The 13,130-nt window shown below is 75.5% G+C and carries 13 protein-coding genes; 6 read left to right on the top strand and 7 right to left on the bottom strand.

The features are described 5' to 3' along the window. The first annotated feature begins 25 nt into the window (after positions 1-25). Both ACWENR_RS01115 and ACWENR_RS01110 read left to right on the top strand, forming a co-directional pair. Positions 26-988 (top strand): AAA family ATPase, encoded by a 963-nt coding sequence (locus ACWENR_RS01115; RefSeq protein ID WP_452275060.1) that lies wholly within the window; start codon positions 26-28, stop codon positions 986-988. Next, on the top strand, positions 985-2,295 hold the full coding sequence (locus ACWENR_RS01110) for a DUF58 domain-containing protein (protein WP_452275042.1): 1,311 nt from the start codon (positions 985-987) through the stop codon (positions 2,293-2,295). The genes ACWENR_RS01115 and ACWENR_RS01110 overlap by 4 nt, the downstream gene beginning before the upstream one ends. Positions 2,296-2,322: 27 nt before the next feature. Here the strand turns inward: ACWENR_RS01110 and ACWENR_RS01105 are convergent, their stop codons facing one another. After that, a complete protein-coding gene (locus tag ACWENR_RS01105) occupies positions 2,323-3,300 on the bottom strand; it encodes a stage II sporulation protein M (protein ID WP_452275041.1) in 978 nt (325 codons plus the stop codon). Positions 3,301-3,339: 39 nt separating this feature from the next. On the opposite strand from ACWENR_RS01105, the gene ACWENR_RS01100 reads away from it, so the two are divergent. From ACWENR_RS01100 to ACWENR_RS01085, 4 genes are all read left to right on the top strand, one after another. After that, positions 3,340-4,503 (top strand): RDD family protein, encoded by a 1,164-nt coding sequence (locus tag ACWENR_RS01100; protein ID WP_452275040.1) that lies wholly within the window; start codon positions 3,340-3,342, stop codon positions 4,501-4,503. 75 nt (positions 4,504-4,578) lie between these two features. Next, on the top strand, positions 4,579-5,022 hold the full coding sequence (locus tag ACWENR_RS01095; RefSeq protein ID WP_452275039.1) for a hypothetical protein: 444 nt from the start codon (positions 4,579-4,581) through the stop codon (positions 5,020-5,022). Further along, on the top strand, positions 5,019-5,891 hold the full coding sequence (locus tag ACWENR_RS01090; RefSeq protein WP_452275038.1) for a tetratricopeptide repeat protein: 873 nt from the start codon (positions 5,019-5,021) through the stop codon (positions 5,889-5,891). The genes ACWENR_RS01095 and ACWENR_RS01090 overlap by 4 nt, the downstream gene beginning before the upstream one ends. A 35-nt stretch (positions 5,892-5,926) precedes the next feature. Next, positions 5,927-6,085 carry a hypothetical protein gene (locus ACWENR_RS01085; RefSeq protein WP_452275037.1) on the top strand — a complete coding sequence of 53 codons (159 nt, stop codon included), beginning with the start codon at positions 5,927-5,929 and terminating at the stop codon, positions 6,083-6,085. A gap of 111 nt (positions 6,086-6,196) precedes the next feature. Here ACWENR_RS01085 and ahcY read toward each other — a convergent pair whose 3' ends face one another. The 6 genes from ahcY to ACWENR_RS01055 all read right to left on the bottom strand — a co-directional run bounded on the left by ahcY (position 6,197) and on the right by ACWENR_RS01055 (position 13,061). Next, the gene (gene ahcY, locus ACWENR_RS01080; RefSeq protein ID WP_452275036.1) at positions 6,197-7,696 is read right to left on the bottom strand and encodes an adenosylhomocysteinase; all 1,500 of its coding nucleotides are present in this window, start codon (positions 7,694-7,696) and stop codon (positions 6,197-6,199) included. Positions 7,697-7,992: 296 nt separating this feature from the next. Next, entirely contained in the window at positions 7,993-9,156 is a 1,164-nt protein-coding gene (gene manA / locus ACWENR_RS01075; RefSeq protein WP_452275035.1) for a mannose-6-phosphate isomerase, class I, read from the bottom strand. 3 nt (positions 9,157-9,159) lie between these two features. Further along, positions 9,160-10,161, bottom strand: a complete 1,002-nt coding sequence (locus ACWENR_RS01070) for a cation diffusion facilitator family transporter (protein ID WP_452275034.1) — start codon at positions 10,159-10,161, stop codon at positions 9,160-9,162. A gap of 76 nt (positions 10,162-10,237) precedes the next feature. Further along, complete coding sequence (locus tag ACWENR_RS01065) at positions 10,238-11,434, bottom strand: SIS domain-containing protein (protein ID WP_452275033.1); 1,197 nt, start codon at positions 11,432-11,434, stop codon at positions 10,238-10,240. After that, the gene (locus ACWENR_RS01060) at positions 11,431-11,613 is read right to left on the bottom strand and encodes a Trm112 family protein (protein WP_091097439.1); all 183 of its coding nucleotides are present in this window, start codon (positions 11,611-11,613) and stop codon (positions 11,431-11,433) included. The genes ACWENR_RS01065 and ACWENR_RS01060 overlap by 4 nt, the downstream gene beginning before the upstream one ends. 62 nt (positions 11,614-11,675) lie before the next feature. Continuing rightward, a complete protein-coding gene (locus ACWENR_RS01055) occupies positions 11,676-13,061 on the bottom strand; it encodes a phosphomannomutase/phosphoglucomutase (RefSeq protein ID WP_452275032.1) in 1,386 nt (461 codons plus the stop codon). Positions 13,062-13,130: the final 69 nt, after the last annotated feature.

Here is a 13,130-nt window from a genome sequence, read left to right as displayed (position 1 = left end):
CCGACCCGCCGGAACCGCCGAGCCGCTGACCGCCGGCGCCGCCGACCCCCGCGCCGCCCTGCACCGGCTCCGCGCCGAGGTCGCCAAGGCGGTCGTCGGGCAGGACGCGGTCGTCACCGGCCTGGTGATCGCCCTGCTCTGCCGCGGACACGTGCTGCTGGAGGGCGTGCCGGGCGTGGCCAAGACCCTGCTGATCCGCACCGTGGCCACCGCGCTCGACCTGCGCTCCAAGCGGGTGCAGTTCACCCCGGACCTGATGCCGGGCGACGTGACCGGCTCGCTGATCTTCGACCCGCACACCGCCGCCTTCACCTTCCGCGAGGGACCGGTGTTCACCAACCTGCTGCTCGCCGACGAGATCAACCGGACGCCGCCGAAGACCCAGTCGGCGCTGCTGGAGGTCATGGAGGAGCGGCAGGTCTCGGTCGAGGGCGACCGCCGGCCGCTGCCGGACCCGTTCATCGTCGCCGCCACCCAGAACCCGATCGAGTACGAGGGCACCTATCCGCTGCCGGAGGCGCAGCTCGACCGGTTCCTGCTCAAGCTCACCGTGCCGCTGCCCAGCCGGGACGAGGAACTGGGGGTGCTCCGCGCGCACCACGCCGGCTTCGACCCGCGCGACCTGACCGCCGCCGGCGTACGTCCGGTGGCCACGGCGGCCGACCTGGAAGCGGCGCGGGCGGCGGTCGGCCGCGTGCACATGGCCGAGCCCCTGTTCGGCTACATCGTCGACCTCTGCCGGGCCACCCGCGGCACCCCGGCGCTGGAGCTGGGCGCCTCGCCCCGGGGCGCGACCGCGCTGCTCACCACCGCCAAGGCGTGGGCCTGGCTGGCCGGCCGCGACCACGTCGTACCCGACGACGTGAAGGCGGTCGCCCGGCCGACGCTGCGGCACCGGCTGCGCCTGCGGCCCGAGGTCGAGCTGGAGGGCGTCAGCGTGGACGCGGTGCTGGACACGGTGCTCGCCACCGTGCCGACGCCGCGATGACCTGGCGGGCGGCGCTCCTGCTGGCGGTCGGCGCGCTGACCCTGCCGGCGTGGCCGGCGCCGTTCGTCGGCCTGCTGGTGATGACCGGCGCGGTGCTGCTGCTCGTGCTCGTCGACCGGGCGCTGGCCGTGCCGCCGGGGGCGCTCACGGCGGCCCGGGAGGGCGACCGCGCGGTGCGGCTCGGCGGCACCGCCACCGTCGCGCTGCTGCTGCACAACCCCGCCCCCCGTACGCTGCGCGCCCGGGTCCGCGACGCCTGGGTGCCCTCGGCGGGTGCCCGGCCGGACGTGCCGCCGTCCCGGACGGTGCACGTCGCGCCGGGCGGGACGGTGACGCTGCCCAGCCGGCTCACCCCCCTGCGGCGCGGCGACCGGCCGGCGGTGGCGCTGACCGTGCGCTCGTACGGGCCGATGGGGCTGGGCTTCCGGCAGCGCTCCGGCCGCCCGGCCACCCCGCCGTGGACGCTGCGCGTGCTGCCCCGCTTCGACTCCCGCCGGCACCTGCCGGAGAAGCTGGCGCGGCTGCGCGTCATCGACGGCACGCAGGTCAGCCGCGGGCGGGGCCAGGGCACCGAGTTCGACACCCTCCGCGAGTACGTGGTCGGCGACGACGTGCGGTCGATCGACTGGCGGGCGAGCGCGCGCCGGGCCGACGTGCTGGTCCGCACCTGGCGCCCCGAGCGGGACCGCCGGCTGGTCTGCGTGCTGGACACGGGGCGCACGTCTGCGGTGCGGGTCGGCGACGAGCCCCGGCTGGACACCGCGATCGACGCCGCGCTGCTGCTCACCGCCCTGGCCGCCCGCGCCGGTGACCGGGTCGACCTGCTCGCCGCCGACGCGGCGGTCCGGGCGACGGTGACCGGCACCGGCCGGCCGGCCCTGCTCTCCCGGCTGGTGCACGCCCTCGCCCCGCTCCAGCCCGCGCTGGTCGAGACCGACTTCGACCTGATCGCCGGCGAGCTGCTGCGCCGGCGGAGCCAGCGCAGCCTGGTGGTGCTCTTCACCGCCCTGGAGGCCGGGGCGCTCGGCGAGGGGCTGTTGCCCGTGCTCCCCCGGCTCGCCGCCCGGCACAGGGTGGTGATCGCCGCGACGCACGACCCGGTGCTGACCGCGCTCACCACCGCCGTCCCGCAGCGCCCCGGGGACGCCTACGCCGCGGCGGCGGCGTGGCGCGCGCTGGCGGAACGCGAGCGGGTCCGCGCCGCCCTGGCCCGGCACGGCGTCACGGTCGTCGACGCCCCGGCGGGTCACCTGGCCCCCACCCTCGCCGACACCTACCTGCGCCTCAAGGCCCAGGGCCAGCTCTGACCCCGGCCTCCCCCCGGGGCGCAGCGGTCAGTGGCCGGCGGGTGGGTCGAGGGCGTCGGCGGGCGGCACGGCGGGCGCGCGGCGGCCGAGGATCACGACGTACGCCAGGAAGGCGAGCCAGACGGCGGCCCCCAGGGCGACGCGGAGCGGGACCGGCACGGGCGCCGGGGTCACGAACGCCTCGACGACGGCGGAGACCGCGAAGAGCCCCACCAGACCGACGGCGACGAGGACCCCCTCGCGGCCCGCCCGGGCGACCGCCTGCCCCCGGGTGAGCTGCGCGGGCGGCGCGATCCACGCCCAGCCGGTACGCAGACCCAGCCCGGCGGCCACGAAGACGCCGGTCAGCTCCAGCAGCCCGTGCGGGGTGATCAGCCCGAAGAAGACGTCCGCCCGGCCGTAGGCGACCATCACCCCGCCGACCACGCCGATGTTGAGCGCGTTCTGCCAGAGCAGGTAGAACACGGGGACGATCAGCACCCCGGCGGCGAGGCACTGGGCGGCGAGCCAGGCGTTGTGCGTCCACAGGTGGAACGCGAAGGTCGGCGCGGCGAACTCGGTGTAGTAGCCGGCGAAGCCGGACTCGACGAGGTCGGCGGCGGCCTCGTCGCCGATGAAGGCCCCGGCCGTCTCGGGATTGCCCGACACGAACCAGATCAGGAAGAAGCTGAGCAGCGTGAAGCCGGTCGCCACCCCGCACCACCAGGGCCAGGCGCGGTAGACCGCCCCGGGGAAGCCGACCAGCAGGAACCGGCCGACCGCCGCCCAGGACGGTCGCGGGCGGTCGGTGAGCCGGGCCCGGGCGCGCAGCACCACCTGGGAGAGCTGGCTGACCAGCGCCGGGTCGGGTGAGCGGCTGCGCAGCACCGAGAGCTGGGTGGTCGCCCGCTGGTAGAGGGCGACCAGCTCGTCGACCTCGGCGGCGTCGAGCCGGCCGCGCCGGGAGAGCTCCTCCAGCCGCCGCCACTCCCCGCCGTGTTCCGCGACGTACGCGTCGAGATCCACCGTCACCCCCGTCCGGCGATCATAGTGTTCACTGTCGGGGTGAGAGCGCAACCACGACCGCCGGCCCGACCCGCCCCGTGGGGCGACGCCGGGCTGGTCAGCGGGGAGGCCGTGGAGCTGGATGTCCGGGCCGCCCGGATCGGCTCCCGGGTGCTCGCGCTGATGCTCGACGTCCTGGTCCAGCTGGCGCTGGCGCTGGTGCTGGTCCTGACCGCCGCCGTCGCGTTCGCCAACCTGCCGACCGGCATCGTCGACGAGGCCCTCGCCGGTGGCGCTGCGACGGTGGGGCTGGTCCTGGTGCTGGTCGGCTATCCGGTGCTCTGCGAGCGGCTCAACCACGGCCGGACGCTGGGCAAGATGGCGGTCGGGCTGCGCGTGGTCAGCGCCGACGGCGCCCCGGTCGGGTTGCGGCAGTCGCTGACCCGGGCGCTGGTCGGCGTGGCGGTGGAGTGGCCCGGGCTGGTGCTGCCGCTGCTGAGCTGGGTGGCCGGGGTCGCGGTGATGCTGAGCGACCGGCGCGGGCGCCGGCTGGGCGACCTGGTGGCGGGCACGCTCGTCGTGCACACCCGGACGGCGACCGCCTGGCGGCCGGTGCCGACGGCGGTGCCGGTGCTGGTCGGCTGGGCGTACACGCTGGACCTGAGCCGGCTGGACGACGGGCTGGCGCTGGCCGCCCGACAGTATCTCGCCCGGGTGCACCACCTCGCGGAGCCGGCCCGTGGGCGGCTCGGCCGCGGCCTGTGGGCCGAGGTCTCGGCGGTGACGACGCCGCCCCCGCCGCCGGGCATGCCGGAGTCGGTCTACCTGGCGGCGGTCCTCGGCGAACGGCACCGGCGGGCGTGGCACCGGCTGGGTCGGGGCCGGGCGGTCGCCGCGGCGCTCTGGCCGGAGCTGACGCCCGCCGCGTCCGCGCCGCCCGGCGCGCCCCTGCCCGGTGCCGCGCCCGTAATCGCCGCGCCCCCCGGCACCATCCGCCCGGCGGCCCCCGGCGCGGACGTGGGCGGGAACACCCCGGCCACGCCGCCGAGGCAGGCCCCACCGGCGGCGATCGCCGCGCAGGCCCCACCGGCGGTACGGCCCGCGGTCGCCGCGCAGGCCCCACCGGCGGTACGGCCCGCGATCGCCGCGCAGGCCCCACCGGCGGTACGGCCCGCGATCGCCGCGCCGGTGGGCGGTGCACGCGGCTCCGACCCCGGCGCCTGAGCGCCGGCGGGGCGTCGACAGTCGGCCGGCTGTGGCAGGATCCGGCTCGCTCGCCCCTACCGAGACGGGAAGACCGTGGCCGACGACCTGTTCACCCCCACCATCACGCCGGCGGCGTACGAGGCCCGACGCCCGCCGTGGCGCCCGCACTCGCTGATCTTCCCCGCCGTGTTCGGCGGGCCCACGGCGGCCACCGTGCTGGCCCTGGTCAACGGGCACCGGCTGGGCCTGCCCCGGCGGGCGAACCTGGCGGTGCTCGGCGTCGGGCTGGCCGCGCTGGCGGCCCGGCTGGTGGTCACGCTGGCGATCTTCGACGACGAGGCCGACCGCCCGGCCCGGCTGGTCGGGGCGCTGGCGGGCGCGCTGGTCTGGCTGGCGGCCTCCACCGCGCAGAAGCGCCGGTTCCGGGCGTACGAGCTGCGCGGGGGCGAGCCGGCGTCGCTGTGGCTGGCCGGCGTCGGGGCGGTGTTCCTGCTGGGCTTCGCCGAGGCCCTGCTCCTCGTGCTGGTGACGGCGTGAGCGCCCCGGAGGCCGCGCTCGCCCGGGCGGCCCACCTGCTGGAGCTGAACCGGCCGGACCAGGCGCTCGACGAGTTGAACCGGCTCCCCGCCGCGCTGGCCACCCACCCCGCCGCGTACCAGCTGCGGGCGGCGGCGCTGACCGGGCTGGACCGCTGGGACGAGGTCGCCGCGGTCGCCCGCCAGGGGCTGGCCGAGACCGGCCCGGACGCGGAGCTGCTCGGGCGGCTGGGTCTCGCGCTGCGCCACCGCCGCGAGTTCGCCCCGGCCGAGCGGGCGCTGCTCGACGCGCTCGCCATCGAGCCGGAAAATCCGTGGCTGCTCTGCCAGTACGCCGACCTCTGCTCGGCCGTGGGCCAGACCGACAAGGCGGAACGCCTGGTCGCCCGGGCCGCCGCGATCGTCCCGGACGCGCCGGCCGTCTTCGCCTCCCGCTTCCAGCTCGCCTACGCCCGGGGCGACGACCGGGCCGCCGAGCGGATCGCCCGAGAGTTCCTCGGGGCGTGGCCGGGCAGTCCGGCGGCGCTCGCCCTGCACGGCGTCGCCGCCGCCCGCCGTGGCCGGGTCGGTGCCGCGCACCGCGCCTTCGGCGAGGCGGTGGCGCACGACCCCACCGACGCCGACTTCGCGGAGGCGGCGTGGGAGACCCGGGTGTACGCCCATCCGCTGCTGGTGCCGCTGCGGCCCCTCTACCGGCTGGGCATCCTCCGCACCTGGCTGCTCGCGATCGGCGTGGTCGTGCTGCTCAACCTCGCCGGGCTGGACCTGCTCGCCGGCCTGTTCGGCCTGGCGTGGCTGCTCTTCTGCGTCTGGTCGTGGATCGCCCCGCCGCTGGCCCGGCGGCTGGTCCTCGGCCGGTGGCGGTCGTGAACCGGCCGGGGGCGCGCGGTGGCGGCGGCGCGGCGGTGAGGGGGTTCGGGCCGTGGCTAGCCGTACTGGCGCTGGTGCTGCTGCTCAGCGCCCTGCGCCTGCGCGCGCTGGCGGCGGTGGTCTCGCTGGCCTGGCTGGCCTGGTGCGTGTGGACCTGGGTCCGCCCCGCCCGCCGCCGCCCGCGTCACGACTGACCGCCGCCCGCCAGGAGCAGCCGCCGCCGGCCGCCGAGGGCTCGCGCCACGTCCGTGGAACGCCGACGGGCCGGCCCGCTGACGCGGGCCGGCCCGTCCGGTGTGCTCGGCTCAGTAGCGGTAGTGCTCCGGCTTGAACGGGCCCTCCACGGGGATGCCGAGGTAGGCGGCCTGCTCCTTGGTCAGGGTGCTCAGCTTGGCGCCGAGCGCGTCCAGGTGCAGCCGCGCGACCTTCTCGTCCAGGTGCTTCGGCAGCACGTAGACGCCGGTCGGGTATTCCTCGGTCTTGGTGTACAGCTCGATCTGGGCGATCGTCTGGTTGGCGAACGAGTTCGACATCACAAAGCTCGGGTGGCCGGTGGCGTTGCCCAGGTTCAGCAGGCGGCCCTCGGAGAGCACGATGATCGCGTGCCCGTCGGCGAACTTCCAGAGGTCGACCTGCGGCTTGATGTTGACCCGCTCCACGTCGGAACGCTTCGCCAGGCCGGCCATGTCGATCTCGTTGTCGAAGTGGCCGATGTTGCCGACGATGGCCTGGTGCTTCATCCGGGCCATGTGCTCGTTGGTGATGACGTCGAAGCAGCCGGTGGCGGTGATGAAGATGTCGGCCTGCTCGACCACGTCGTCCAGGGTGGCGACCTGGTAGCCGTCCATCGCCGCCTGGAGGGCGCAGATCGGGTCGACCTCGGTCACCACGACCCGGGCGCCCTGGCCGCGCAGCGACTCGGCGCAGCCCTTGCCGACGTCGCCGTAGCCGAGCACGACCGCCATCTTGCCGCCGATCAGCACGTCGGTGGCCCGGTTGATGCCGTCGATGAGCGAGTGGCGGCAGCCGTACTTGTTGTCGAACTTGCTCTTGGTCACCGAGTCGTTGACGTTGATGGCCGGGAAGAGCAGGGTGCCGGCGCGGTGCATCTCGTAGAGCCGGTGCACGCCGGTGGTGGTCTCCTCGGTCACGCCCTTGATGCCGGCGGCGATCCGGGTCCACCGCTGGCCGTCCTCGGCGAGCGAGCGGTGCAGCAGGCCGAGGATGACCGCGTACTCCTCGGAGTCGGCGGACTCGACCGGCGGGACGACCCCGGCCTTCTCGAACTCGACGCCCTTGTGCACCAGCAGGGTGGCGTCACCGCCGTCGTCGAGGATCATGTTGGGGCCGGAGCCGTCGGGCCAGGCGAGCACCTGCTCGGTGCACCACCAGTACTCCTCCAGGCTCTCGCCCTTCCAGGCGTAGACCGGGACGCCGGCCGGCGCCTCCGGGGTGCCGTCGGGGCCGACCACCATCGCCGCGGCGGCGTGGTCCTGGGTGGAGAAGATGTTGCAGGACGCCCAGCGGACCTGCGCGCCGAGCGCGACCAGGGTCTCGATCAGGACGGCGGTCTGGATGGTCATGTGCAGCGACCCGGTGATCCGGGCGCCGGCGAGCGGCTGGGCGTCGGCGAACTCACGACGGATCGCCATCAGGCCGGGCATCTCGTGCTCGGCGAGCTGGATCTCCTTACGCCCGAACTCGGCGAGCGACAGATCCGCCACCTTGTAGTCGCCCTCGGCGAGGGTGCTCGGCCGAGCCTCGGACGGCGTTCCACTGGCGGACGCCGGGAGGGTGCTGGTCATGGAAGCTCCTGTCGGACGATGTGCTGCGCGACCCTCCACCTTACGCGCGCGGGCCGCCGCCGAAGGGACCGGCCGGTGAAGAGCGCAGGAAGACAGAAGCGGGCAGCGCACGGGGCGGTCGGTCGTGTACGGAGTTACCGTCCACCAGCCGCCCGCCCCGTGCATCCCCCCGGTTTGGATCCCTCGCGCGCGTTCTCGGACCGTCGTCGCGATAACGCTGCGTACCCATAGAGTCACACTCTGCTGACGCGACGTCAAGCTATTCCGGGAAAGTCGGACTTGCGCGTGGAGTCGGCTCAGCGCAGGCCGCAGCTCGCGACGTACGCCTCACCCGCGCCCGCCACGCGCAGCGGCCCGGCGGCCGCCGTCCCGACCGCGGCCCGCCCCGGCCCCAGCGTCACCGCGCCGCTGCCGTCGTCGACCGTGACCTCCCCGGAGCAGCACAGCACCACCCGGGGCCCGGGCACCGGCAGCGTCACCTCCGGCGGCGTCGCGCCCACCGTCACCCGGTGCAGCGCGAAGTCGTCCACCGGCACCGGCCAGGCGACCACCCCGGGAGCGACCTCCAGCGGCGGCACCACCGGTTCGCGCAGCACCTCGAAGCGCAGCACCCGCAGCAACTCGTCGACGTCGACCCGCTTCGGGGTCAGCCCGCCGCGCAGCACGTTGTCGCTGGCCGCCATGATCTCCACGCCGGTGCCCCGCAGGTAGGCGTGCAGGTTGCCGGCCGGCATCCAGATCGCCTCCCCGGGGGCGAGCCGCACCCGGTTGAGCAGCATCGCCACCAGCACCCCCGGATCGCCCGGGTAGGCGGCGCCCAACTCCCGCGCCAGGTCCCCGTCGGGCCCCGCGACCCGGGCCGCCACCACGGCCGCCACCAGCGCGTCCCGCTCGTCGGCGGGCCAGGTCAGCAGCAGCCGTACGGCGTCCCGCAGCCCCGCCGGGCCGGTGCGCAGCGCCGCCAGCACCGGCTCCAGCCCCGGCACGCCGAAGCCGGCCAGCGCCGCCGCCGAGTCGGCCGGGTCGCGGAAGCCGCAGAGCGCCTCCATCGGCGAGAGCGCGACCAGCAACTCCGGCTTGTGGTACGGGTCGACGTAGTTGCGCTGCCCGGCCGGGCGGCCCGCGTCGGCGGCGTGCCCGGCGCGGGCCTGCTCGGCGTCCGGGTGTGCCTGGAGGCTCAGCGGGGCGTCGGCGGCGAGCACCTTGAGCAGGAACGGCAGCCGGGTGCCGAACCGGCCGACGACCCGCTCGCCGAGCCAGTGGTCCGGCTCGGCGAGCAGCACGTCGGTCAGGCTGACCCGGCCGCCGTCGCGGTCGACCATGGCCGGGGCGCCCGGGTGGGCGCCCAGCCACAGCTCGGCCTCCGGGCCGTCGCTCGGCACCGGCCTGCCCTGCAACCTCGCGATCGCCGAGCGGGACCCCCAGGCGTAGTCCCGGATCGGTCCGTACAGCAGTTCCACCGGTCAGCCCCCGGGCCGCCCGGCGGCCTCACCCGGCTCGGACCCCGGCACGGCGGTGGGCGCCGCGCTTCCCGTGCCGGCCCGCTCGGCGGCGGCGCTGTAGATGTCCGGCTCCAGGTAGATCACCCGGGCGGTCGGCACGGCGGCGCGGATCCGGGCCTCGACGGTGTTGATGCTGCGGGCCAGCACCTCGGCGCTCTCGCAGGCCGGCGCGGCGACCTTCGCGGCCACCATCAGCTCCTCGGGGCCCAGGTAGAGCGTCTTCATGTGGATGATCCGCTCGAACTCGGGGCCGTCGGTGACCGCCTTCTCGATGGCGGCGACGTCCTGCGCCTCGGCGCCCTCGCCGAGCAGCAGGCTCTTGGTCTCGATCGCGAGGATGATCGCGATGGCCACCAGCAGCACACCGATCATCCCGGTGCCGATCGCGTCCCACTCGCCGTTGCCGGTGATCAGCGTCATGCTGACGCCGAAGAGCGCGAAGACCAGACCGACCAGCGCGCCCAGGTCCTCCAGCAGCACCACCGGCAGCTCGGGCGCCTTGGCCCGCCGGACGAACCGCACCCAGGACTGGTTGCCCCGGACGAGGTTGGACTCCTTGATGGCGGTGCGGAAGGAGAACGACTCCATGACGATCGCGACCACCAGCACGGTGACCGGGACCCACTGCCACTCGTCGATCGGCTCCGGGTGGGAGAACTTGTGGTACGCCTCGTAGAGGGCGAACAGGCCACCGACGCTGAACAGCACGATGGAGACGATGAACGCGTAGATGTAGCGCTCGCGGCCGTAGCCGAACGGGTGCTGCGGGGTGGCCGCCCGCTTGGCCCGGCGGCCGCCGAGCAGCAGCAGCCCCTGGTTGCCGGAGTCGGCCACCGAGTGGATCGACTCCGCCAGCATCGACGACGACCCGGTCAGCAGGAACGCGACGAACTTGGTGACGGCGATGCCGACGTTGGCCAGCAGCGCGGCGACGATCGCCTTCGTCCCGCCGCCGGCGCTCACGCCACCGCTCCGGTCCGTCGCCCGGCGCCACCGGGCATCGGCGCGCCGCGCCGTCCGAACCGTTCCCTGCTATCGCTCACTGGTTTGCCAGCTCCTTCATCTCGGTGATGGCCGGCACGGCCATCGGGTCCAGTCCGTGTGCCAGCGCGAGGTAGACCGAGGCGAAGTCCGGCACGGCGACCAGCGAGGCGAGCCGTTCCAGCGCGGAGCCGCCCTCGGCGGTCACCACGTCGCAGCGCACGCCCCGCCGCTCGGCGAGGGTCTGCACCGCGTCGGCGCGGCGCTCCTCGACGTCGAGCGGCTCGTCGGCGTCGTCCTCCGGGTTCAGCCCGCCGTCGCGCAGCAGCACCAGCCGCAGCCGGGTGCCCGCCGGCGCCTCGTCGTCGGGGTCGGCGAAGATGTCCCGCTCCCCCTCGGCCAGGCCGCCGAAGACGCCGTCGAGCAGGCCGACCCGCCCGCGCCCCGCCTCGCCCAGCGCCCCGCTGACCACCGGGTAGCGGGCGTTGGCGGAGAGGGTGTCGCCGAACCGGCGGGCCGCCACGGTGGCCAGCGGCGACGAGCCCCAGACGATCGGCACCGAGCCGGCGAGGCCCAGGGCCAGCGACTTCGCCGGGTTGACGAAGGACTCGGCCGTCGGGCGGCAGCGGTCGGCGTCCGCGTCCAGCCGGGCCGCGGTCTCCGCCAGGTCCGCCTCGTTGACCTTCACGAGGCCGAGCGTACGGGCGGCGAGCAGGACCGGCACGGTGAGCGCCCAGAGGCTGGCCCGGGCCGGGGCGCGCCGGGGCACCGGGATGAACGGCGCCCGGGCCCGCTCGGCCACCGACTGCAACTGCGAGTCGGGCGCGCCGACGGCGACGAGCCGGGCGCCCCGCCGGTGCGCGGCCTCGGCGGCGCCCAGCGCCTCGGGGCTGCGGCCGGAGGCGCTGACGGCGATGACCACGTCGGCGGCGCCCACCCAGCCGGGCACGCCGGCGCTGCGGTGCGGGATGACGGGCACCGGGCAGCGCGGCCCGGCGACGGTCGCCAGCACGTCCCCCGTACGCCCGGCGGTGCCGATGCCGGCGATGACCACGGCGCGGGGCCGGCCCTCGTCGGCGAGCACCTGGAGGTTGGCCTCGGCGGCCAGGGCGGCCGACTCGCGGACCTGCGCGCCGGCGGAGGCGGTGTGCCGCAGCATGCCGCCCGGGTCGTGCTCGCCGAGCGCGCCCTGGTCGTCGAGCAGTGCCTCGTCGGGCTCCCGGCGGCCGCTGACTCCGGCCGTACCGTCGATCACGACCGCTCCGCGGGGCCGCGTGCCTCGTCGAGCAGCAGCACCGGCACGTCGTCGCGGACCTCGAAGATCCGGCCGCACTCGGTGCACGTCAGCGTCTGCGCCTCCGCGTCGTAGTCGAGCGGGGCGTGGTGCGTGTCCGGACAGGCGAGGATTTCCAGCAACTGCGGGTCCAGGGCCACGGCGCGGCTCCTTCCACGTATGCGGTTTCACCGATCGACGGTGCCGACCGGCGCAGGCGATCTTATCGGCGAACCCGGTCGAGCACCTCGTCGCGGAGGGCGGTCATCCGCTCCCGCGTCGGCGCCTCGACGTTGAGCCGCAGCAGCGGCTCGGTGTTGGAGGCGCGCAGGTTGAACCACGCGCCGTCCGGGAAGCGCAGCGTGAGGCCGTCCAGCTCGTCGGCCTCGGCCTGCGGGTACGCGGCCCGCACCTCGGCCACCTTGGCGGCCTGGTCGGCCACCGTCGAGTTGATCTCGCCGGACGCGACGTACCGCTCGTACTCGCCGGCCAGCACGGACAGCGGCAGCGACTGCTCGCCGAGGGCCGCCAGGGTGTGCATCGCGGCGAGCATGCCGGTGTCGGCGAACCAGAAGTCCCGGAAGTAGTAGTGGGCGGAGTGCTCGCCGCCGAAGATGGCGTTGGTCCGGGCCATCTCCGCCTTGATGAAGGAGTGCCCCACCCGGGCGACGACCGGCTCGCCGCCGTGCTCGCGGATGATCTCCGGCACGGCGGAGGAGGTGATCAGGTTGTGGATCACCGTCGAGCCGGGGTGCTTCGCCAGCTCGCGGGCGGCCACCAGGGCCGTGATGGCCGACGGCGAGACCGGCTCGCCCCGCTCGTCCACCACGAAGCAGCGGTCGGCGTCGCCGTCGAACGCCAGGCCGATCTCGGCCCCGTGCTCGACGACCGCCCGCTGCAGGTCGACCAGGTTCGCCGGGTCGAGCGGGTTGGCCTCATGGTTGGGGAACGTGCCGTCCAGCTCGAAGTAGAGCGGCACGATCTCCAGGGGCAGCGCCGGCAGGGCGGCGTCGCCGAGCACCGTCGGGACGGTGTAGCCGCCCATGCCGTTGCCGGCGTCCACGACCACCTTCAGCGGACGGATGCCCGACAGGTCGACCAGCTCACGCAGGTACGCCGCGTAGTCGGCCAGCAGGTCACGCCGCTCGGCGGGCGCGGCCGGCCCGCCGGCCGGACGGGCCTCGCCCTTGTCCAGCAGGGCCTGCGCCCGGTCGCGGATTTCGGCCAGGCCGCTGTCCTGCCCGATCGGGCGGGCCCCGGAGCGGCACATCTTGATGCCGTTGTACTGCGCGGGGTTGTGGCTCGCGGTGAACATCGCGCCGGGCAGGCCGAGCGAACCGGAGGCGTAGTAGAGCATGTCCGTCGAGGCGAGCCCCAGCTCGATCACCGAGCGCCCCTCGGCGCGCACGCCGGCCGCGAAGGCGGCGGCCAGGCCGGGGCCGGTGGCACGCATGTCGTGCGCGACGAGCACCGCGTCGCCGGGCTCGTCGTACGCGTTCAGCACCTGCGTGAAGGCCGCGCCCAGCGCCTCGGCGGTGCGCTCGTCCCACTGGTCCGGCACCGTCCCACGGACGTCGTAGGCCTTCACGATCTGGGACAGATCAGACACCGGTCTCGCTCCTCGCGCCGCAGGTCGTCAACGGCCTGAGCGTATCGGAGGGGCGCCGGGCGGCCCGGC

The organism is Micromonospora sp. NPDC004336 (genome assembly GCF_053602615.1).
This window is presented reverse-complemented; position numbering and strand designations above follow the sequence as displayed.